This is a genomic window from Pantoea sp. SIMBA_079, from assembly GCF_046940275.1.
GTDB classification, from domain to species: domain Bacteria; phylum Pseudomonadota; class Gammaproteobacteria; order Enterobacterales; family Enterobacteriaceae; genus Pantoea; species Pantoea borealis.
The window spans coordinates 69,535-92,634 of record NZ_JAWRYR010000014.1; the positions used below are offsets into that span (position 1 = coordinate 69,535).

Below are 23,100 nucleotides of genomic sequence, written 5' to 3' on the forward strand. Positions count from 1 at the left end.
CTTATGATTGCTTTAGGAACACACACACGCCGCGTGCGGGCCCGTGCCAGACAGTTGTCAAAATGGGATTATCTTCCCCGGCGAAAGGAGGTATGGCATGCCATTCTCCGTCTGGTAAGGCTAGGTCACTGATTGCATCTGTTGCATTTATTGTTATCAGCCAGCGGTCCGACAGCAGGATTTGCATCTGATGCACGCCCCGCTCCCACTCTTCTGGTTCCAGTGGTTTGCCGCTGGTATTGAACCACTGCACCTGACCCTCCCCCTCCTGCCACCAGCAGTCTGCCGTCAGCGCCGGAATGCGCTGGCGCAGCTGGATAAGCGCCGCAGTAAAGTCGACCAGTCCTGAATCATCCTGCTGCCAGTTGAGCCACGTCAGCAGGTTATCCTGACAGTAGGCGTTGTTGTTGCCGTACTGGCTCTGTCCACGCTCATCGCCAGCCAGCAGCATCGGCGTGCCCTGTGCCAGCAGCAGCGTGGTCAGCAGCGCATGCGTGCTGTGCCGCCGCCGCTGTACGACATCCGGATTCGCCTTCAGCCCTTCATGCCCGTGGTTATGGCTGAAGTTATCACTGCTACCGTCGCGGTTGTCCTCGCCGTTAGCCTGATTATGTTTATGGTTATAGCTCACCAGGTCGTGCAGCGTGAAGCCATCATGCGCAGTAATAAAATTAATGCTGGCGTGCGGCTGGCGGCCTGGGTTCTGAAACAGATCGGCTGAGGCGGCAAACCGGCGCGCCAGCTCACCGTTGCTCAGTTCGCCATGCAGCCAGTAGCGGCGTACAGCATCGCGAAAATGGTCGTTCCATTCGGCAAAACCCGGTGGGAACCGGCCCACCTGATAGCCGTTTTCGCCAATGTCCCATGGTTCAGCAATCAGCTTGACCTGTGACAGGATCGGACAGGCACGGATCGCCGCCAGCAGCGGCGCTTCAGCGCAAAACTCTGGCGTACGGCCCAGCACGCTGGCGAGATCAAAGCGGAAACCATCAACGTGACAGTGCTGTACCCAGTAGCGCAGCGTTTCCAGCGCCCACGTCATCACCTGCGGATCGCTGAGATTCAGCGTGTTGCCGCAGCCGGTCCAGTTCTGGTAGTTTCCCTGCTCATCAAGCCAGTAGTAGCTGGCGTTATCCACACCGCGCAGCGACAGCGTCGGACCAATCTCCTCCAGCTCTGCCGTGTGGTTGAATACCACATCCAGGATCACCTCAATACCCGCCGCATGCAGCGTTTTTACCGCCTGCTGAAACTCCTGCAGCGCCGTGACACCCGCTTCGCCTGACGCATAATCCGGATGCACTGCCCAGAGCGCATAGGGGTTATAGCCCCAATAGTTATGCAGCCCCAGCCGCTGCAGCCGCGGCTCACTGGCAAAAGCGGCTACAGGCAAAAGCTCCAGCGCGGTAATGCCCAGATGACGCAGGTACTTCACCATAACAGGGTGGCCGAGCGCCGCATACGTCCCGCGCAGCGTTTCCGGAATTTCCGGATGCAGCTGCGTCAGACCGCGCACGTGCGCTTCATAAATGACCGTGTTGCCCCAGGGCGTACGCGGTGGCCGATCGTCTCCCCAGTCAAAGTCTTCGGCGATAACCAGCGATGCTGGCATACAGCTGGCGCTGTCCTGGCCGTCAGGCTGTGCGATACCACCATACAGCGGTGCGTCATCCGCAACGCTGCCGGTAACGGCTCTGGCGCAGGGATCCACCAGCAGTTTAGCCGGATTAAAACGGTGTCCCCGCTGCGGGTCCCACGGGCCATAAACGCGATAGCCGTAGCGCTGGCCTGGCTTCAGCCCGGCAACATAGCCGTGCCAGATATCGCCGCTGCGCGCGGGCAGCACAAGGCGCTGCTCCTCGCCTTCACGGCTGAACAGGCAAAGCTCCACCTTCTCTGCGTGACGCGAGAAGAGCGTGAAGTTGACGCCGCGTCCATCATAGCGGGCACCGTGCGGCGCAGGTTCGCCCGCTTCGATCATCAGTCCGCCTCCCGCACCAGCCAGATGGTCGACAGCGGTGGCAGCGTCAGACTCAGCGACTGTGCCCGGCCGTGGCTAGCAATCTCGTCGGTATGGGTGATGCTATGATTGCGCACGTCGCTGCCGTGATAGTCGTGCTGATCGGTATTCAGCACCTCACGCCAGCCGCCGGCCTGATTGACGCCAAAACGGTAATCCTGGCGCGTGACCGGCGTGAAGTTACTGACAACAATGATCTCATTGCCTTCGCGGTCGCGGCGCACAAAGACAAACACCGAGTTATCGTGGTCATCCACCACCAGCCATTCAAAGCCCTGCGGGTCAAAGTCGAGCTGATAAAGTGGCGCATAGTGGCGATAGCTGTGGTTGAGATCGCGTACCAGACGCTGTACGCCGTGATGCCAGTTGTCATCGCCTTCCAGCAGGTGCCAGTCAAGGCTGACGTCATGGTTCCACTCGCGTCCCTGCGCAAACTCATTGCCCATAAACTGCAGCTTTTTACCCGGAAACGCCCACATCCAGCCGTAGTAGGCACGCAGGTTAGCAAACTTCTGCCAGGCGTCACCCGGCATGCGATCAAGAATTGAGCGCTTACCGTGCACCACTTCATCATGTGACAGCGGCAGCACAAAGTTTTCGCTGTAGTTGTAAGCCATACCGAACGTCATCAGATTGTGATGATAGCGGCGATGTACCGGATCGAGCTTCATGTAGTCGAGGGTGTCGTGCATCCAGCCCAGGTTCCACTTGAACCAGAAGCCCAGCCCTTCATTCTCGATCGGGCGCGTGACGCCAGGGAAGTCGGTTGACTCTTCTGCCACGGTGATGCTGCCAGACACGGCAGTGCCCAGCGTCTGATTGGTATGACGCAGAAACGCGATCGCTTCCAGGTTCTCGCGCCCGCCCAGATGATTCGGGATCCACTCGCCCGCTTTACGGCTGTAGTCGCGATAGATCATTGAAGCCACTGCATCCACACGCAGTCCATCAATACCAAATCGTTCCAGCCAGTAAAGCGCGTTACCGGAGAGATAGTTACTGACTTCACGCCGGCCAAAGTTATAGATCAGCGTATTCCAGTCCTGATGATAGCCTTCGCGCGGATCGCTGTGCTCATAGAGTTCGGTGCCGTCAAATTTTGCCAGACCAAAGTCGTCATCAGGGAAATGTCCCGGCACCCAGTCCAGCAGCACGTTAATGCCCGCTTCGTGTGCCGCTGCAATAAACTGGCGGAACTCATCACGCGTCCCGAACCGGCGCGTCGGCGCATACATGCCCAGCGGCTGATAACCCCAGCTGCCGTCAAACGGATGCTCATTAATCGGTAGCAGTTCAATATGGGTAAAACCCATCTCTTTGACGTAGGGGATCAGCTGCTCAGCCAGCTCTTTGTAGCTCAGCCAGAAGTTGTTATCGGTGTGGCGTCGCCATGAGCCGAGGTGCACCTCATAAATAGAGATAGGCTGATCAAAACCGTTGGCCGCTTTGCGCGCAGGCTGCATCTCAACCTTCGGCGGCAGCCCGCAGATCATTGACGCCGTCTGCGGACGCATCTGCGCCTCAAACGCAAACGGATCGGCTTTGATACGCATCTGCCCGTGTAAATCGACAATCTCATATTTATAGAGCTGCCCGTTTACCGCGCCCGGCACAAACAGCTCCCAGATCCCGAGTTCACGCCGGAAGCGCATCGGATGACGGCGGCCATCCCAGAAATTGAAATCGCCGACCACAGAGACGCGACGGGCATTCGGTGCCCATACGGCAAAGCGCGTGCCGCTGACGCCATCAATGGTTGCGCCGTGCGCGCCCAGAGTTTCATAGGGACGCTGGTGCGTGCCTTCAGCCAGCAGCCAGGCATCCATATCGGCCAGCAGCGGACCAAAACGGTAAGCATCATCAATCAGATTCTGCTGACCGTGCCAGTTCACCGCCAGCTGATAGCGAAACATGTTCTTGCGGCGCGGAATAATGCCGCTGAAAAAACCGCGTGAATCCAGACACTTCAGCTGACCACATTTGCGGCCGGTTTTGGTTTCGATCACCCAGACTTCAGAGGCATCCGGCAGCAGCGCGCGGACTTCAAGGCCCTGAACGGTCTGGTGCATTCCCAGGACAGAAAAGGGGTCGGCGTAATCCCCGGCAAAAAGCGCATTGATCGCATCGCGATCGGGAAACTCTGACATGACTTTCTTCCTATGATTTTGTGCAGGCGACCGCAGAGGCAGTTGTGCCGCTGTAAGTGCGCTGCTTTTCATTGAGTCATACGTACACCGGCAAGAGAGGCCACCCTCCATGGGAAAATTCGTTGCCAGGTACCACTACTAATTCGCTTACAAAGTACAACCTGTTAACAATCGGTACTTCTCAGTTAAATCATAGCTTGGGGTTGGCAGAAGCCAGGGAGGAACATGAAAAATTGTTGTCAGAAAAACAAAAAAGGGAAGCCGATCACTCGCGGGCGGCAATTTGGCTTATGTTTTGCCCGTCAGCTGATTAAAAAAAAAGCCGGGGAATCCCGGCCTGTCTGATGTCGTTGCGCTTAGTCGATCAGCAGACGCAGCATGCGACGCAGCGGTTCTGCCGCACCCCACAGCAGCTGATCGCCGACGGTGAAGGCAGAAAGGTACTCCGGCCCCATGTTAAGCTTGCGCAGACGGCCGACCGGCGTGGTCAGGCGACCGGTAACCGCGGCGGGCGTCAGCTCGCGCATCGTGATTTCGCGATCGTTTGGCACCACTTTCACCCACTCGTTATGCGCCGCGAGCAGCTGCTCAATCTCTGCCAGCGGCAGATCTTTTTTCAGCTTCAGCGTGAATGCCTGGCTGTGGCAGCGCAGCGCGCCGACGCGCACGCACAGGCCATCAACCGGAATGATGTTGCCGGTGTTGAGGATTTTGTTGGTTTCGGCCTGCCCTTTCCACTCTTCGCGGCTCTGGCCGTTATCCAGCTGTTTATCTATCCACGGGATCAGGCTGCCCGCCAGCGGCACGCCAAAGTTATCCGTCGGCAGCGTACCGGAGCGGGTAAAGTCAGTCACGCTGCGCTCAATCTCCAGAATAGCGGAAGCGGGATCCTGCAGTGCCGGTGCGACATGATCGTGCAGCATGCCCATCTGCGTCAGCAGTTCGCGCATATGACGCGCGCCGCCGCCGGACGCCGCCTGATAAGTTGCCACTGAGGCCCACTCCACCAGATCGTTCGCAAACAGGCCGCCCAGTGACATCAGCATCAGGCTGACGGTGCAGTTGCCACCGACAAAGGTTTTGATGCCGTTGTTCAGTCCGTCACGAATAACCTGATGGTTAACCGGATCGAGAATAATGATGGCGTCGTCTTTCATGCGCAGCGTAGAGGCTGCATCAATCCAGTAACCCTGCCAGCCGCTCTCACGCAGCTTTGGATAGACTTCACTGGTATAGTCGCCGCCCTGGCAGGTAATAATAATGTCGAGCGCTTTCAGCGCGTCGATATCAAACGCATCCTGCAGCGCGCCGGTTGACTTACCGCCAAACGCGGGCGCAGCCTGGCCGAGCTGTGACGTAGAAAAGAACACCGGATTGATCACGTCAAAATCGCGTTCTTCGCTCATTCGTGACATCAGCACAGAGCCGACCATGCCACGCCAACCAATAAAACCTACATTCTTCATTTTCTGTCCGTCTCAGGAGCTCGGGCCGAGGCCTGTATAGTGCATGTATCAGACCCGACGCGAAACGTGCGCGAGCCTGCGTGATATTCAGGTTTACCTGCGACCTTCAACTCTACAAAATGCTGCACTTCTGGCAAGTGAATTAATTCGATTACACCTGTTTTTTCAGCAACAGAGCTAATAATAGTGAACACCAACAGAAAGGAGTGGTTTACCGCCCATGACTGAAATGATATCTGCGACCGTGCTGCTGCTGCTGATTATGGATCCTCTCGGCAATCTGCCCATTTTCATGTCGGTGCTGAAACATCTGGAGCCCAGACGCCGGCGCGTGGTGCTGATGCGTGAAATGCTGATTGCGCTCGGGCTGATGCTGCTGTTTCTGTTTGCCGGTGAACGCATTCTGATGTTCCTGAATCTGCGCACCGAAACGGTCTCGATTTCCGGCGGCATTATTCTGTTTCTGATCGCGATTCGCATGATTTTTCCCTCTGGCGACACCGGAAGCAGCGGCCTGCCGGCTGGCGAGGAGCCGTTTCTCGTTCCGCTGGCTATCCCGCTGGTCGCCGGCCCGTCGCTGCTGGCAACCCTGATGCTGCTGTCGCATCAGTATCCGCATCAGATGAGTCATCTGGTCGGCGCGCTGCTGATCGCCTGGGGGGCTACGGTTATCATTCTGCTGCTATCGGGGCTGTTTCTGCGCCTGCTGGGCGACAAGGGCGTCAACGCGCTGGAACGGCTGATGGGACTGATCCTGATTATGCTGGCGACGCAGATGTTCCTGGATGGGATCCGTGCTTATCTGAAGCTCTGACCAACTGCTATAGCTGCGGGCGACTGGCATCGCCCGCACCCCGTCAGTTTTTTTTCTTAATCGGTTTACCGGACCAGTAGCCTGCCAGCAGAGAGCCGGAGAGGTTGTGCCAGACCGAGAAGAGTGCCCCCGGCAGGGCAGCAAGCGGCGAGAAATAGAGCTTGCCGAGCGTGGCCGCCAGCCCCGAGTTCTGCATGCCTACCTCCAGCGCCAGCGTGCGGCAGGTGGACTCATCAAAGCCAAACAGCTTGCCGCCCCAGTAGCCGCCGAGCAGACCGATGGCGTTATGCAGGATCACCGCCAGAATCACCATCAGACCCACCGATCCGATAAAGCTCTGGCTGCCCGCGACCACCGCGCTGATGATCAGCAGAATGCAGAGCATGGAAAACGCCGGCAGCCAGGGTTCAACGCGGCGCACCACGCTGTTCATGGTGTGATGAATAATCAGCCCGAGTGAAATCGGGATCACCACAATTTTCACAATGCTCAGCAGCATCCCCACCACGTCGACCTGAATATGGGTATCAACGTAAAAGCGGGTCAGCAGCGGGGTGGCAAAGACACCGACCAGCGCAGAGACCGAAGAGATCGTCACCGAGAGCGCCACATCGCCCTTTGCCAGATAAATCATTACGTTAGATGCGGTTCCGCTGGCGACACTGCCGACCAGAATCATGCCGGCGGCCAGATCGGGCGGCATCTGAAACAGTTTTGCCAGCGCCCATGCGGCCAGCGGCATCACCAGATAGTGCAGAAAGGTACCGGCAATGACCGGGGCCGGACGCACCAGCACGCGTTTAAAATCGTCGATATTCAGCGTGACGCCCATGCCAAACATAATCAGCATCAGCAGATAAGAGACCCACGGACCAATACCGGTAAAGGTGGATGGTGAGTAATAGGCAGCGACGGAGAGCAGTACAGCCCAGAGTGGAAACAGGCGGGTGAGACTGGCGAGCATGGAGCACATCCTTTTTCAGAGACCTTTTTCCGGTATATAAGCAGGCCGGAGCGGTTTTAAATGGTTTGCCACAGGTGAAGGACCGCGCAGGGAACGATCGCCGCGATCGGAAGGGATCATAACATTTCGTTATCGCCGCCGACGGTGCCAGCGGCAATTGCCTATCAGCTGCTGCATATTGCGTCCTGAGGCGGGAAATAACACTGCGCTTTGCGGCAAACGCCAGCAGATATGGCGGGATTAACCGGAAAAAAAGCCGGACAGCGTCCGGCTAATCAGCATGATAAAGGGGATCAGGCACCAAACAGGTTGTGATGCAGCGCGCGTACTACCGCTTCCGCATCGGGTGTCGGCACCAGGAAACAGAGGTTATAGCTGCTGGCACCGTAGCAGATCATGCGCAGATTAAATGGCTCCAGCGCCCCAAACACCTCTTTACCCACGCCGCAGGCTTTTGACAGGTTATTGCCGATAATGGCCACCAGCGCCAGGTTCTCTTCAACTTCAACGCGGCACAGCGAAGAGAGTTCGGTGAGCAGCGCCTGCGTCAGCAGACTATCCACGCTGCTGGTAGAGCCGGTGTTATCCAGCGTCAGCGCCACGCTGACTTCAGAGGTAGTGACCAGATCTACGGAAACGTTATGGCGCGCCAGAATCGCAAACACCTCAGCCAGAAAACCGTGCGCGTGCAGCATGTTCAGGCTGTGCAGCGTCAGCAGCGTCTGCTTGCGACGCAGTGCCAGCGCGCGGAACAGCGGCGGATTGCGCGTTTCATTGCAGACGCGGGTGCCGCCGGCGGCGGGATCTTTACTGGAGCCGACAAACACCGGGATGTCGCTGCGTACCGCCGGCAGCAGCGTGGCGGGATGGAGCACTTTCGCGCCAAAAATGGCCATCTCTGCCGCCTCTTCGAAGGTGATCTCTTCGATACGGCGCGCAGCCGGCACCACGCGCGGATCGGTGGTATAGATACCGGCCACGTCGGTCCAGATATCGATGCGCTCAGCCCGCAGCGCCTCGCCCAGCAGCGCAGCAGTATAATCACTGCCGCCGCGGCCCAGCGTGGTGGTGCGTCCTTTGCTCTCGCTACCGATAAAGCCCTGGGTAACCACCAGCGCCTCCGCAATGCGCGGCTGCAGCTGCGCCGCCGCCAGCGTCTGCAGCTCAGCCACCTGCGGCTCTGCCCGGCCAAAACGATCGCTGGTGCGCATCACTTTGCGTACGTCAAACCACTCTGCATTAACGCCGCGCTCGCGCAGGATCTCGACAAACAGCAGCGTTGACATCAGTTCGCCGTGGCTGACCAGTTCGTCGGTGAGAGCAAGAGAATTTGCCAGCGCCGTGGTGTCTGACAGCATGGTGATGTTTTCCAGCACGCGGTCGATCTCGTCGCGGATTACGTCCGGCGCGGCAAGGCGATCGATAATGGCGTACTGAATACGGCGAATTTCATCCAGCATCTGCGTACGCTCTGCCTGCTCCTGGCCTTCGGCCAGCGCTACCAGCAAATTTGTTACGCCAGCAGACGCAGAGAGCACGACCAGACGGGTATGGGTATCGGACAGCACAACGTCCGCGCTGCGGTTCATGGCATCGAAATCGGCAACGCTGGTGCCACCAAATTTTGCCACAATCAACGGTTGAGACATGTAACAAACCTCGTGTCAGGTTATCTTCTGCCGGGAATTCGGTTCAGAAGACAGGGATAACAGCCTTGGCACAAGAGAAGAGCGGAATTGGACAGACAAGATCAGGAGATGAGTCACCAAAAGCACTTCACCTTGCGAAACGTCCGACTGCGGACGCTTCTGGTGACAACCCAGAGGATTCAGCCCCTGCAGCCGACAGCACAACACTCCGCGTGTTATGCCATCTCGGCGTCGCACCCCCTGATGTGTTTTCGCCGGATACGGATCCTCAAACACACTGCCTGGGCGACGCGCCTCTTCTGGCTTGCACCCGGAGGTGCAAGTCGCGGGCATAAATTATCGACAAATTGTGCTGCTGTCCAGCCTTGTAGCGCCCGGATAAATGATTTTTTAACCCGTGCGGCTCCGGTGAAAACGTGCGCCGCGCCTGACGCATAATGTCTGACACAACATCGCCTGCTTACGCGGCTTTTTACTGATGTGCCTCAGAATTTGTCATTTCTGCCTGCTGCATACTGGTGCCTGGATTTCGCTGAAACCGCGCGGCCAGGGTCACAAAATTTTTCCTTTCCCCTTCAACTATGGTCATACTGAAATGCGTTTGTGCGATGCCTGTTCGACTGTACCCGACGCGGTTATGCGCCTGATACACAGGCACAGACCGGGGTATCCGCAGCGCGCCGTAAGAGAAACTAAGCAGGCCGGGCCAGCGGAACGCGCCCGGATGAAATGACGGTTCTTATATCAACAAGAGTGTTGCCATGAAAAATATTAATCCGACACAAACCGCAGCGTGGCAAGCGCTGCAGCAGCATTTTGAACAGATGAAATCAGTGCAGATCGCCGATCTTTTTCAGCAGGATGCCGATCGTTTTGCGAAATTCTCCGCTACGTTCGATGATCAGATGCTGGTGGATTTCTCAAAAAACCGTATCACTGAGGAAACCCTCACTAAATTGCAGGCGCTGGCTAAAGAGACCGACCTGGCGGGCGCCATTAAATCGATGTTCTCCGGCGAGAAGATCAACCGTACGGAAGAGCGCGCCGTGCTGCACGTGGCGCTGCGCAACCGCAGCAATACGCCGATTCTGGTTGATGGCAAAGATGTGATGCCGGAAGTCAACGCCGTGCTGGATAAGATGAAAGGCTTCTCTGAGCGGATCATTAGTGGCGAGTGGAAGGGATATACCGGTAAGCCCATTACTGACGTGGTCAACATCGGTATCGGCGGCTCCGATCTCGGCCCGTTTATGGTTACAGAGGCGCTGCGCCCCTATAAAAACCATCTGAACATGCACTTTGTCTCCAACGTTGACGGTACGCATATTGCCGAGACGCTGAAAGATCTGAATCCGGAAACCACGCTGTTCCTGGTGGCCTCAAAAACCTTCACCACGCAGGAAACCATGACCAATGCGCACAGCGCGCGCGACTGGTTCCTGAAAACGGCGGGCGATCAGCAGCACGTGGCAAAACATTTCGCCGCGCTCTCTACCAACGGCAAAGCGGTCAGCGAGTTTGGTATTGATACCAGCAACATGTTTGAGTTCTGGGACTGGGTAGGCGGGCGCTACTCACTCTGGTCGGCAATTGGCCTCTCTATTATTCTCTCCATCGGCTTTGATAACTTCACGCAGCTACTCAGCGGCGCGCACGCCATGGATCAGCACTTTGCCACTGCCCCGGCAGAGCAGAACCTGCCGGTACTGCTGGCGCTGATTGGTATCTGGTACAACAATTTCTTTGGTGCTGAAACCGAAGCGATTCTGCCTTACGATCAGTATATGCATCGCTTTGCCGCCTATTTCCAGCAGGGCAATATGGAATCGAACGGCAAGTATGTCGATCGCGAGGGCAATCCGGTCGACTACCAGACCGGCCCGATTATCTGGGGCGAGCCTGGCACCAATGGTCAGCATGCGTTTTATCAGCTGATCCACCAGGGGACCAAGCTGGTGCCGTGTGACTTTATCGCACCGGCTATTACCCATAACGCGCTGGCCGATCACCACCAGAAGCTGCTGTCGAACTTTTTTGCTCAGACCGAGGCGCTGGCGTTTGGTAAGTCACGCGATACGGTAGAGAAAGAGTTTACGGATGCCGGCAAATCGGCGGAGTCCGTGGCGCACGTTGTGCCGTTTAAAGTGTTTGAAGGAAACCGTCCGACTAACTCTATTCTGCTGCGCGAAATTACCCCTTACAGCCTTGGCGCGCTGATTGCCCTGTATGAACATAAGATTTTCACACAGGGTGCCATTCTGAATATTTACACGTTTGATCAGTGGGGTGTGGAACTGGGCAAACAGCTGGCGAACCGTATTTTGCCTGAGCTTGAAAATGATGCTGATATTGCCAGCCACGACAGCTCCACCAATGGCTTAATCAATCGCTATAAATCCTGGCGTTAATTTGCGTTAAGATTATCAGGGCGGCCGCTGGCCGCCTTTTTTATCCCGTTAGTTTTCCGGTTTTAATACGGCCATTCATTGCTGATGAAATATCTTCCCCACCTGCTAAAGAAAATCTGACATTACGCTAAGCCACCGTATAAACCACAGCTTTTAACGGATCTGTTTGTATGCGCCAGGCACCCTATCGTGTTGAATGCGCGCCAATTTAAATTTACAACCCGTCAGGAAAATCCGATAATTCCTATTCCGTGCCAAATTTTACTAAAAATGTGTAAAATCCTGCCGTATATAATGTCGTCATATTTATTCTTCAGACAGTGGCAAACGTGCCACGGAAAAAGGGTGTTTACGCCACTTAAGTCTGCCTGTAATACAACAGCAGCCGGATAAGAGCGCGCTTTTTAGTCTGCTGAACGCTGATATTTTACTGCTCTGGCGTGAACGCGCCTGAAACCGGGATAGCGCCTTCATTCTTTTTTGTTCTCAATGCAGGAAACGCTGTTATGAAAAAACTCGTGGCTGCCGGTGCAGCCTTGTTATATATCGCGGCCTCTTCTGCCGCCCATGCCGTACCGGAAGAGACCGGCGCGGCAGCTGGCGCACAGGCGGGAGCTATCTCCTCGGGCGCATCGACTGCGGTGGGGATTGGCGCGCTCGGCGCGCTGGTGGGCCTCGGTCTTGCCGCTGCTGGCGGCGGCGGTGACGGCGCAAATACGGGTACAACAACAACCACAACGGGCACTATCCGTTGATAAGACACTTTTTCTCCTGACCGCACGCCCGTGTGGTTATTTTTGGCTTTTGTTTTTTTGACAGGGATACACAGTGCGCCAACTCTCTTTGCTGCTGCTTTGTCTGTTGCTGCAGGCCTGCACACAGACGCAAAAAGGTCTTGAGCAGACCGTCATGCTTGCCGTTAATGGTCCGGACGACGTGACGGTCAGTGCAGAACAGATTCAGAAACTGCCTTACGCCAGTATGTACGCCCGCATCGACAATGGCGCACGTATCTTTGTGGTACTCGGCTATCTTGAAGCGGGTCAGCAGAAGTGGGTGACTCAGGATAAAGCGATGCTGGTGATGCAGCAGGGACGCCTGGTGAAAACGCTGGGGCTGCGCGACAACCTGCAGGCGGTCAGTAACCTCGCCGGGGATCCGCTGGCTGATGCACTGCATCTGCAGAATGGAGCGAGCTGGACACGCGTCGTGCAGTGGCGTGAACAGGATCGGGTACGCGCCGCAACGGCGACCTCGCAGTTTCAGCGCGGCACTGATGAAGTGCTGACGCTGGCGGGAGAAGCGGTACCGTGCCGCATCTGGCATGAAAATGTATCGATGGCGAGCCTGAACCGCACCTGGCAGAACATTTTCTGGATCGACAATCGTGACGGCACGGTGCTGCAGGCGCAGCAGACGCTTGCCGCTGACCAGTTTCCTGTTGTAACCACTCTTCTGAAGCCGGCTAAATCATGAAAAAAATAATTACCTTGCTGGCTGCACTGGCTCTGCCTGCGGCAGGCAGCGCGCTGGCCGCAAGCCAGATTACCGTGCACACCGCGCCTGGCGAAAGCAGCGTGCAAATCAATGATCTTCAGCGCCTGAGTCAGCTGCTGACGCATCCTGGCCTCAGCACCTGGTGGCCCGGCACCGTCATCGCAGAGCGCGGCGCTACCGCTGCCGTACAGCAACAGCGCAGCCAGCTGCTGGCCGATCTGCGCGCCTGGCAAAACAGCAGCGACGCCGCACTGGGTGCGACCATCGGTGCAGTGATCCGGCAGCTCGACGCGCTGCCGGTTACCGGCCGGCAGTTTACGTCGCTGGATATCGACTGGCTGCGCCTGCATCCGGAGGCAGATCGTGCGCTGCAGGGCAGTTACGATCTTTATACCCTGCCGGAACCGCATCAGGTGCTGATTCTGGGCGCCCTCACCCGGCCTGGCGCCGAATCCTGGCAGCCAGGGCGCAGCGTGCGTGACTATCTCGCCGCACATGACCGCCTGACCGGCGGTGAGCGCAGCGTGGCCACCGTTATTGCGCCCTCTGGCGAGGTCCGGCAGGTCCCGGTCGCGTACTGGAATCAGCGTCATGCTGAAGTCGAACCCGGCAGCATTATCTGGCTCGGCTTTACCTCATGGAGCCTGCCGTGGGGCCAGGCAGATTTAAATACGCGTCTGATTTCTGTTCTGACTCACCGGATCCCGCAATAATGAAAAAACAACTACTGCTCAGCCTGCTGGCTGCATCCGTCTCGGCCGCCTGTCAGGTGCAGGCTGAAACCTGGCCGCAGCCGGTGGGCCCTTCACAATCCGATTTTGGTGGCGTCGGCCTGATGCAGACGCCAACCGCGCGCATGGCGAAAGAGGGCGAATTCAGTCTTAACGCCCGGGATAACGATCAGTACCGCTACTATTCCGCCTCACTGCAGCTTCTGTCGTGGCTGGAAACCACCGTACGCTATACCGATGTGCGCACCCGTCGCTACAGCGGCGTGGAAGATTTCAGTGGTAATCAGAGCTATAAAGATAAAGCGTTCGATCTGAAACTGCGTCTCTGGCAGGAGAGTTACTGGCTGCCGGAGGTGGCGGTGGGTTCGCGCGACCTCGGCGGTACCGGGCTGTTTGACAGCGAGTATCTGGTGGCGTCTAAAGCCTGGGGACCGTTTGATTTTACGCTGGGCCTCGGCTGGGGCTATCTCGGCAGCAGCGGCACCGTGAAAAACCCGTTTTGCTCTTACAGCGACAGCTACTGCAGCCGTACCGGTGGCGGGACGGCCGGTGCAGTCAATGGCTCGCAGCTATTTCATGGCCCCGCTGCCCTGTTTGGCGGCGTGGAGTATCAGACCCCCTGGCAGCCGCTGCGCCTTAAGCTGGAATATGAAGGCAACGACTATCAGGATGACTTTGCCGGACGGCTGGAGCAGCGCAGCAAGGTCAATGCTGGCGCGATTTATCGCCTCACTGACTGGGCAGATATCAACGCCAGCTATGAGCGCGGCAATACCTTTATGTTTGGCATCACCCTTCGCACCAACTTCAACGATCTGCGCCAGACGCATATTGATACGCCGAAACCCGCTTACGACCCGCATCCGCAGGGCGATCTGCTGGATTCTGCCGTGGTCGCCAGCCAGCTCAGCGCACTGAAATATGATGCCGGATTCAACGGCCCGCGCATCCAGACCAAAGGCGCGACCCTTTACGTCAGCGGCGAGCAAATCAAATATCGCGATACGCGCGAAGGGGTTGACCGCGCCAATCGCATAATGATGAATCATCTGCCGGCCGGCATTGATACGATTGCCGTCACAGAGTCGCGCTTTAATATGCCGCAGGTGACGACGCGCACGCAGGTGGCCAGTCTGCATAATACGCTCAGCGGCTATCCGCTGGGACACGATCAGCCGCTGCAGCAGTCGCGCGATAATCCGGTCGATCCGGGCGCAACTGAGCAGGGCCTGTTCATGCGTAAAGATCGCCTGAACTACAGCCTGTCGCCGGTGCTCAACCAGTCAGTGGGCGGGCCGGAAAGCTTCTATATGTATCAGGTTGGCGCGATGGCGAACGCCGATTACTGGCTGACCGATCACCTGCTGGTGGGCGGCAGCCTGTTTGGTAATATCGTGAACAACTATGACCGCTTCAACTATAACGGCGCGCCCTCTGACTCCACGCTACCGCGCGTGCGTACCCATATCCGCGACTATGTGAAAAACAATCTCTACGTCAACGATCTGCAGGCCAACTATATGCGTTACCTCGGTAACAACATTTATGGCCAGGTTTATGGCGGCTATCTGGAAACCATGTATGGCGGCGCCGGTGCTGAAGTGCTCTACCGGCCAGTGGACAGCAACTGGGCAGTGGGCGCAGACGCTAACTACGTTAAACAGCGCGACTGGGACAACATGATGCAGTTCCGCGACTACAAAGCGCCAACCGGCCATCTGACCGCCTACTGGCGTCCGTGGTTTATGCAGGATGTGCTGGTGAAAGCGAGCGTGGGACAGTATCTGGCGAAAGATAAAGGCGCCACGCTGGATGTCTCCAAACGCTACGACAGCGGCGTCACCGTGGGTTTCTACGCCACCAAAACCAACGTTTCATCCGAAGCGTATGGCGAAGGCGACTTTACCAAAGGCTTCTATATTTCGATTCCGATGGATCTGTTTACTGTGACGCCAGCGCGCGGCCGTGCGCAGGTGAACTGGGTGCCGCTGACGCGTGATGGTGGCCAGATGCTGAGTCGTAAATATCAGCTCTACGATTTAACCGCCGATCGCGACGCGCGCTTTAATTAACACCATGCGCGGGGTAATACCCGCGCACTTTAGCTGTGCTGATACACACTCCACTTCTCTTCCCCCTGGCGTCAGCCAGACACCGCACGGTTTCTTGCCTCATTGCTACAGATCCGACCAGCACAGCTGCATTTGCCTCCATAATGATTAAAACGAAAATGGTTTCCACGTACAACGCTGAAATGGAGCAACTATGGCTACCCCGGTACCGGCTAAACGCGGAAAAAAACCTCGCGTCACATCCCCTGCGGCTACGCCGCCTGCTGGCGGTCAGGTTCAGTCGCTGACGCGCGGCCTGCGTCTGCTGGAGTTGATTGCCGATGCGCACGGCAGCGTGGCGCTGACTGAACTGGCGCAGCAGGCGGGCCTGCCAAATTCAACCACGCATCGTCTGCTCTCCACGATGCAGCAGCAGGGCTTTGTGCATCAGGTGGGCGATCTGGGCTACTGGACTATTGGCGCCCATGCGTTTGTGGTGGGCAGCAGTTTTCTGCAGAGCCGCAATCTGCTGGCCATTGTGCATCCGGTGTTACGGCGACTGATGGAGGAAGCCGGCGAGACGGTGAATCTGGCGGTGCTGGATCTCAGTGATTATCAGGCGGTGATTGTTGATCAGGTGCAGTGCACGCAGCTGATGCGAATGTCAGCCCCGATTGGCGGCAAGCTGCCGATGCACGCCTCCGGCGCCGGAAAAGCCTTTCTGGCCCATCTGAATGATGAACAGGTGACCGCGCTGCTGCATCAGAAAGGCCTGCACGGTTATACCCCCAAAACGCTGATGTCGCCGCATACGCTGAAAGAGAATCTGGCGCTGATCCGCAAAATGGGCTTCTCACACGATGATGAGGAGCATGCGCTGGGGCTGCGCTGCGTAGCGGCACCCATTTATGACGAGCACGGCGACGCCTTTGCCGTGATCTCTATTTCAGGCCCGCTGGCCCGCATGACGGACGATCGCATCACCGAGCTGGGTGCGCTGGTGATCCGCGCCGCCCGGACGGTCACGCAGGCTTATGCCGGACGTTAAACCGCCACCGTGGCGTAGCGCACGCTGAAGCGCCGGGCGTTACGCCACGCCATCGCCTCTTCAACATGGCCGTTGCGGATGCGCACCTGCAGCGCCCGCCACCAGCCAGGGTCAAACAGCTGCGGATGCAGCGCCTGCAGCAGCCTGCCGGTCGCGGGTTCGCTGCAGAGCGCGTAGCGGAACGTCTCCGGAAACACATCATCTGCTCCGACGCTGTACCAGGGCTCGGCCTGCAGCTCCTGCTCTTCATAACGCGCTGGCGGAACGTCGCGGAATATCAGCTCGGTCATCAGGCGAATTTCATCGTAATCATAAAACACCACGCGGCCGTGGCGCGTCATACCGAAATTTTTAAACAGCATGTCGCCGGGAAAAATATTCGCTGCCGCCAGCTGAGAGATGGCGTTGCCGTACTCCTCCAGCGCATGCCGTCGCTGCGCTTCGCTGGCGTGCTGCAGCCAGAGATTGAGCGGCTCCATGCGGCGCTCCAGCCAGAGATGGCGAATGATCACGCTGTCACCGCGCAGCGTTATCTTTTCCGGTATATCACGCATGAATTCCGCCATCAGCGCGTCAGGAATGCGCGCGCGCGGCAAAGCAAAGTAGCGAAACTCCTGCGTATCGGCCATGCGTCCGACGCGATCGTGCTCTTTTACCAGCTGGTAACAGGCGTGTACCTGCGCTTCCGTTACCTCTTTTTGCGGCGCGAAACGATCTTTGATGACCTTGAACACCCGATCGTAACCCGGCAGGGTAAAGACCAGCATCACCATGCCGCGTATGCCAGGCGCCAGGGTAAATGCGTCATCATGGCAGGCCAGATAGTGCAGATATTCGCGGTAGATCTCGGTTTTACCATGTTTCTGGCAGCCAATGGCGATATAGAGCCCGGCCAGGGTTTTGCCAGGCAGCAGCGGCTGCAGCCACGCCACCAGCGCCGCAGGCACCGGGGCGTAAACCATAAAGCTGGCGCGGGCGAAGCCGAAAACGATACTTGCCTCATCGCGATCCGTCAGACAGGTATCGATCCACAGCTGTCCGCTGCTGTCGCGCTGGATCGGCAGCAGACAGGGCAGGATCTCACCGCAGCTGAACTGCAGCCGCGCGATAATCCACGCAGTTTTGTTACGATAAAAGAGTTCGCTGGCGACCTCCAGCGTGGCACCCTCCAGCTGCACCGCGCTGAACGCTTCCCTCAGATGCTGCTCGATCCAGCGGATATCGCGTGCCAGATCCTGCCACGGCAGCCGCAGAGGCAGCTCGGATACTAACTGCCGCAGCGCACTCTGCCAGTCGGGCCGGGGAGCATAGAGACGCGACAGCGGACGCTGCGATTCCGGTTGTTTCAGTGCCGGCTGCGAAGCGTGAATAAACAGGCGCTCCGGAAACAGATGGCTGTGCCCCTGCAGACGACAGTAAACGGAATTAAAAAAGCTCTCGGCAATTTCATGGCGCGGATAGCCCGGCAGCAGCGCCTCATAATGCGCTTTTACCCGCAGCCAGAATGCGGTGTCCCACTCCGTCTGCCCGCTCAGTACGCGTAACTGACTGACCACCAGCGTGACATGATGATCATACAGGTGAATACGCTCCTTCATAGCGCGCTGCACCGCCGGCCAGTCAGCCTGCTCAAACCGCTGCTGCGCGCCGGCGGTGATATCAAGGAAACGTCCGTACTGCGCGTCAAAGCCCTGCAGGATAGTGTGAGCAATAAGGGATTCTCTGGGTGACATCAGCCACCTCCGGTACGCGATTGCCATAAGACGCGCCGCTGCGCGGCAGCGGCGCCTGCTTTTCACGTCAGGTCTGACGTTATCAGAACTGTGCGGTTTCCGTAGAGCCGGTCAGCGCCGTTACAGAAGATGCGCCACCCTGAATCACCGTGGTGATACGGTCAAAATAACCGGTGCCCACTTCCTGCTGATGTGCGGAAAAAGTGTAGCCTTTATCGCGCGCCGCAAATTCCGGCTGCTGCACTTTTTCAACGTAGTGGCGCATGCCCTCCCCCTGCGCATAAGCGTGCGCCAGGTCAAACATGCTGAACCACATACTGTGGATACCTGCCAGCGTGATGAACTGAAAGCGATAGCCCATGTCGCTCAGCGCCTGCTGAAAGCGGGCGATGGTGCGATCGTCGAGGTTTTTCTTCCAGTTAAACGAAGGCGAGCAGTTATAGGCCAGCAGTTTGCCCGGAAAACGTGCGTGTATCGCGTCCGCAAAGCGCTGCGCCAGCGCCAGATCGGGCGTGGAGGTTTCACACCACAAAACATCGGCATAAGGCGCATAGGCAAGGCCGCGGCTGATCGACTGTTCAATGCCGGCACGGGTGCGAAAGAATCCCTCTGGCGTACGTTCGCCAGTGATAAACGCGCTGTCATTTGGATCGCAGTCAGAGGTAATTAAGTCGGCGGCGTCTGCATCAGTGCGCGCAATCAGCACGGTGGGCACATTCATGACATCAGCCGCGAGACGTGCTGCCACCAGTTTCTGAATCGCGTCCTGCGTCGGCACCAGCACTTTACCGCCCATATGACCGCATTTCTTAACCGCCGCCAGCTGATCTTCAAAATGCACGGCGCCAGCCCCGGCCACAATCATCGATTTCATCAGCTCAAAAGCGTTCAGTACGCCGCCAAAGCCCGCCTCCGCATCGGCCACTATCGGCAGAAAATAGTCGACATACGCGTCATCCTCCGGTGACAGACCACTCGCCCACTGGATCTGATCGGCGCGCTGAAAACTCTGATTAATCCGCTGCACCACTTCCGGCACAGAGTTAACCGGATAGAGCGACTGATCGGGATACATCTGTCCGGCGAGGTTTGCATCCGCCGCCACCTGCCAGCCCGAGAGATAGATCGCTTCGATACCGGCTTTCGCCTGCTGCACTGCCTGCCCCCCGGTTAACGCACCAAGGCTATTGATATAACCTTTAGTCGCGCCGCCGTTCAGCAGCGACCAGAGCCTGACGGCGCCCCGTTCTGCCAGCGTGCAGGCGGGCGTTACCGAGCCGCGCAGGCTGATGACCTCTTCTGCCCGATAGGGACGCGTGATACCGTTCCAGCGCGCATCCTGCCAGCTCATTTCCAGTTGTGTGATCTGTTGTGTCCGATTCATAGCACTCTCTCCGGGGGTCAGGCCAGCAGGCGGTAGCCTGGCAGCGTCAGAAATGGAACCAGCTCTTTATCCGTGGTGATTTGCGCCATCAGCGCGGCCGCATCTTCAAAACGTCCCTGCTGAAAACGTACGTCGCCGTAGCGCTGGCGCAGTGCGGCCAGCTCTTCGTCAAGAAACTGCTCAAACAAGGCAGCGGTGACCAGCTGGCCATCACTCAGGATCTGTTTGTGCCGGATCCACTGCCAGATAGAGGCGCGGGCGATTTCAGCCGTTGCTGCATCCTCCATCAGTCCCTCAATCGGTACGCAGCCGTTGCCGCTAATCCAGGCCTCCAGATACTGCAGCGCTACGCGGATGTTTGCGCGCATTCCCGCTTCAGTACGCAGACCGCGGCAGGGACGCAGCAGCCGTCCGGCCGTTACCGGTGGATCGGTATCACGCGTTACGTGTAACTGATTAGCGTGCTCACCCAGCTGGCGATTGAACACCTCCATTGCACTGTCCGCCAGACCGGGATGCGCCACCCAGGTGCCGTCATGACCGTTGCCCGCTTCGCGCGCTTTATCTTCTTCAACCTTCTCTTTTACCCACCTATTCCGCGCTTCCTCTTTCGCCGGAATGAGTGCAGACATACCGCCCATGGCCAGTACGCCCCGCCGGTGGCAGGTTTTGATCAGCAGCCGGGAATAGGCGTCCAGAAAGGGCTGATCCATGGTGATCTGCTGCCGATCGGGCAGAATGCGATCGCTATGCTGGCCCAGCGTTTTGATGTAGCTGAAGATGTAATCCCAGCGGCCGCAGTTAAGCGCCACCGCGTGGTCGCGCAGCTCCCACAGGATCTCATCCATCTGGAACACCGCGGGCAGCGTTTCAATCAGTACCGTGGCCTTGATCGTACCGCGCGGCAGATCAAATCGATCTTCGCTGAAGCGAAAGATCTCACGCCACCATGCCACCTCACTGGCGTGTTCGGTTTTAGGCAGATAAAACCACGGCGCGTGCCCTTTCTCCTGCAGTGCCCGCACGTTATGGAACACGTAGAGGGCAAAATCGAACAGGCCAGCCGGAATCGCTTTATCGCGCCATTCCACGTGTTTTTCGTCCAGATGTAATCCGCGTACCCGGCACATCAGCAGTGCAGGATCGGAACGCAGCTGGTAGATCCGGCCATCTTCGCGCGTGAATCGCAGCGTACCGGCGACCGCCTCGCGCAACACCTGCTGCCCGTCCATCAGTTTGTTCCAGCACGGCGCCAGTGAGTCTTCAAAGTCAGCCATGAAGACTTTGACGTTGGCATTCAGGGCGTTAATCGTCATTTTGCGATCGGGTGGCCCGGTAATTTCGACCCGGCGATCGCACAGCAGCGCCGGCAGTGCGCGCACCTGCCAGGCGCTTTCACGAATGGAAGCCGTTTCCGGATTAAAGTCGGGCAGTGCTCCGCGATCGTACTCCTGCTGACGTTGCCTGCGTGCTTTAAGCAGACGATCGCGTTCCGGGGCAAAGCGCACAACCAGCGCCTGCAGAAAATCGATAGCGCCCGGCGTCAGCAGCTGCTGCTCCGTGTCAGAGAAGGGCTGAGTGAAGGTCAGCGTTGAATGAATAACCGTATCTGTCATGCTGGCTGTCTCCTGAAGCGATCCGGCTTTATCGCCGGGATCGGGGTACTGGATGTTTTGTAACCGACAGGATCAGAGCATATGTATTTTAATTTTTATTTCAAAAACTATTTCCATTTTTATGATAGATAACGTTTAACCCTATGAAAATGACGTTATTTAAATCTTCGAAATAAAGGCAATGGTTTCTGCTTTGGAAAAGACATAAAAAACCGCGATGGCCTGAGGGCGATCGCGGTGGAGAGAAGCTAAAAAGAGATCAGTCGAGAGTCGGATTCATATGGCGCAGATCAAACGGCGTGATCTGGTAAACATAGTAGTTCAGCCAGTTAGAGAACAGCAGGTTGCCGTGGCTGCGCCAGGTCGCACGTGGCGGCAGGGCCGGATTGTTCTGCGGGAAATAGTTAAATGGGACTTCCGGCTGCAGGCCCGCATCATTATCCCGGTGAAATTCACCTGCAAGGGTCAGCGCGTCATATTCGGGGTGCCCGGTTACAAAGGCCAGCCGCTTGTCCCGGCTCGCCATCAGATAAGCGCCGGTCGCCTCAGATTCAGCAAACAGCTCAAGATCGGTGTAGTCGCGAATCAGCTGGCTGGGGAAATCGGCATAGCGCGAATGCGGCGCCAGAAAATTGTCATCAAAGCCGCGCGTCAGCAACGCATGCGGATGCAGGATCTGATGCTCATAGACGCCGGACAGTTTATTCTGTCGCGTCTGTTTGGGTATGCCATACAGGATATTCAGCGCGGCCTGTACCGCCCAGCAGACAAACAGCGTAGAAGTAACGTGCTCGTTTGCCCAGTGCAGCACGCGCTGGATCTGCGGCCAGTAAGCCACATCGTTGAAGTCAACCAGCCCCAGCGGCGCGCCTGTTACAATCAGACCATCGAAGTTATCGTGCTGAATATCTTCAAAATTGCAGTAAAAGTTATTCAGGTGTTCGCTGGGAGTATTACGTGATTCACGGCTGTCTATGCGCAACAGCTGCACATCAATTTGCAGCGGTGAGTTTGAGAGCAGACGTAAAAACTGATTTTCAGTCTCGATCTTTTTTGGCATCAGGTTAAGGATCAATACTTTTAACGGGCGGATCTCCTGAACACGGGCACGCGATGAGGTCATCACAAACACATTTTCATCACGTAAGAAATTCACTGCCGGTAATTCGTCGCGCACCCTGATTGGCATAACCTGCTCACCTCTTGCTGATAACCATATAAACGTTTAGACATCCAGATGCCCGAGATTAGCCTGGCAGAAGGCGAATGTCGAGAATTCATGCTATTTATGAAAATGTTTCAGCTTAAAGTGGTATAGCCGGCAGCGGCAGAGAGGAAGGAAAAGTGCGCCGGTATAAAAAGCCAGAAGGTAAGATGTTTTTTAAGGTGAAAAAAGTACGCATAGCGTACTGATGCCTGAGCAAAGCCCGTGAGCGAACGTAAAAGTTATTTTCTGCAGACGTAAAAAAGCCCTGAACGTCTGTTCAGGGCTTTTTTACTTGTTGGATGCCTGGCAGTTCCCTACTCTCGCATGGGGAGACCCCACACTACCATCGGCGCTACGGCGTTTCA

16 protein-coding genes and 1 riboswitch are annotated in these 23,100 nt (G+C 57.1%); of the genes, 7 read left to right on the top strand and 9 right to left on the bottom strand.

Features of this window, described 5'->3' with window-relative positions; genetic code table 11:
• Position 1: 1 nt before the first annotated feature.
• The 3 genes from glgX to asd form a co-directional block, all read right to left on the bottom strand.
• Positions 2 to 1,981, bottom strand: a complete 1,980-nt coding sequence (glgX, locus tag SB719_RS16265) for a glycogen debranching protein GlgX (RefSeq protein WP_412159415.1) — start codon at positions 1,979 to 1,981, stop codon at positions 2 to 4.
• Positions 1,981 to 4,167, bottom strand: a complete 2,187-nt coding sequence (gene glgB / locus SB719_RS16270) for a 1,4-alpha-glucan branching enzyme (protein ID WP_065650400.1) — start codon at positions 4,165 to 4,167, stop codon at positions 1,981 to 1,983. Before glgB ends, glgX begins: the two co-directional genes overlap by 1 nt.
• Positions 4,168 to 4,523: 356 nt before the next feature.
• On the bottom strand, positions 4,524 to 5,633 hold the full coding sequence (gene asd, locus SB719_RS16275) for an aspartate-semialdehyde dehydrogenase (RefSeq protein WP_071668465.1): 1,110 nt from the start codon (positions 5,631 to 5,633) through the stop codon (positions 4,524 to 4,526).
• Positions 5,634 to 5,853: 220 nt separating this feature from the next.
• On the opposite strand from asd, the gene SB719_RS16280 reads away from it, so the two are divergent.
• Positions 5,854 to 6,447, top strand: coding sequence for a YhgN family NAAT transporter (locus SB719_RS16280; protein WP_039381881.1), 594 nt, complete (start codon positions 5,854 to 5,856; stop codon positions 6,445 to 6,447).
• Between the two features lie 43 nt (positions 6,448 to 6,490).
• Here the strand turns inward: SB719_RS16280 and panS are convergent, their stop codons facing one another.
• Together panS and lysC are read right to left on the bottom strand one after the other, a co-directional pair.
• A complete protein-coding gene (gene panS / locus SB719_RS16285; protein WP_065650402.1) occupies positions 6,491 to 7,411 on the bottom strand; it encodes a ketopantoate/pantoate/pantothenate transporter PanS in 921 nt (306 codons plus the stop codon).
• 293 nt (positions 7,412 to 7,704) lie between these two features.
• On the bottom strand, positions 7,705 to 9,060 hold the full coding sequence (gene lysC / locus SB719_RS16290) for a lysine-sensitive aspartokinase 3 (protein WP_065650403.1): 1,356 nt from the start codon (positions 9,058 to 9,060) through the stop codon (positions 7,705 to 7,707).
• A gap of 112 nt (positions 9,061 to 9,172) precedes the next feature.
• A riboswitch (Lysine riboswitch) is annotated at positions 9,173 to 9,367 on the bottom strand.
• Between the two features lie 454 nt (positions 9,368 to 9,821).
• On the opposite strand from lysC, the gene pgi reads away from it, so the two are divergent.
• From pgi to iclR, 6 genes are all read left to right on the top strand, one after another.
• Positions 9,822 to 11,468, top strand: a complete 1,647-nt coding sequence (pgi, locus tag SB719_RS16295) for a glucose-6-phosphate isomerase (protein ID WP_065650404.1) — start codon at positions 9,822 to 9,824, stop codon at positions 11,466 to 11,468.
• Between the two features lie 506 nt (positions 11,469 to 11,974).
• Entirely contained in the window at positions 11,975 to 12,223 is a 249-nt protein-coding gene (gene yjbE, locus SB719_RS16300) for an exopolysaccharide production protein YjbE (protein ID WP_065650405.1), read from the top strand.
• Positions 12,224 to 12,296: 73 nt separating this feature from the next.
• A complete protein-coding gene (locus SB719_RS16305) occupies positions 12,297 to 12,944 on the top strand; it encodes a YjbF family lipoprotein (protein WP_412159416.1) in 648 nt (215 codons plus the stop codon).
• The gene (locus SB719_RS16310) at positions 12,941 to 13,678 is read left to right on the top strand and encodes a capsule biosynthesis GfcC family protein (protein WP_304234985.1); all 738 of its coding nucleotides are present in this window, start codon (positions 12,941 to 12,943) and stop codon (positions 13,676 to 13,678) included. Before SB719_RS16305 ends, SB719_RS16310 begins: the two co-directional genes overlap by 4 nt.
• The gene (locus SB719_RS16315) at positions 13,678 to 15,768 is read left to right on the top strand and encodes a YjbH domain-containing protein (protein ID WP_304234983.1); all 2,091 of its coding nucleotides are present in this window, start codon (positions 13,678 to 13,680) and stop codon (positions 15,766 to 15,768) included. Before SB719_RS16310 ends, SB719_RS16315 begins: the two co-directional genes overlap by 1 nt.
• 193 nt (positions 15,769 to 15,961) lie before the next feature.
• Positions 15,962 to 16,795: a glyoxylate bypass operon transcriptional repressor IclR gene (gene iclR, locus SB719_RS16320; RefSeq protein ID WP_412159417.1), complete on the top strand. Its 834-nt coding sequence runs from the start codon at positions 15,962 to 15,964 to the stop codon at positions 16,793 to 16,795.
• Here the strand turns inward: iclR and aceK are convergent.
• The 4 genes from aceK to metA form a co-directional block, all read right to left on the bottom strand.
• Positions 16,792 to 18,528, bottom strand: a complete 1,737-nt coding sequence (gene aceK / locus SB719_RS16325; RefSeq protein WP_412159418.1) for a bifunctional isocitrate dehydrogenase kinase/phosphatase — start codon at positions 18,526 to 18,528, stop codon at positions 16,792 to 16,794. The two genes, iclR and aceK, sit on opposite strands and share 4 nt — an antisense overlap.
• 82 nt (positions 18,529 to 18,610) lie before the next feature.
• Positions 18,611 to 19,912, bottom strand: coding sequence for an isocitrate lyase (gene aceA, locus SB719_RS16330; protein WP_304234978.1), 1,302 nt, complete (start codon positions 19,910 to 19,912; stop codon positions 18,611 to 18,613).
• A 17-nt stretch (positions 19,913 to 19,929) separates the two neighbouring features.
• The gene (gene aceB / locus SB719_RS16335; RefSeq protein WP_412159419.1) at positions 19,930 to 21,528 is read right to left on the bottom strand and encodes a malate synthase A; all 1,599 of its coding nucleotides are present in this window, start codon (positions 21,526 to 21,528) and stop codon (positions 19,930 to 19,932) included.
• A gap of 259 nt (positions 21,529 to 21,787) precedes the next feature.
• Positions 21,788 to 22,717, bottom strand: coding sequence for a homoserine O-succinyltransferase MetA (gene metA / locus SB719_RS16340; protein WP_412159420.1), 930 nt, complete (start codon positions 22,715 to 22,717; stop codon positions 21,788 to 21,790).
• Positions 22,718 to 23,100: the final 383 nt, after the last annotated feature.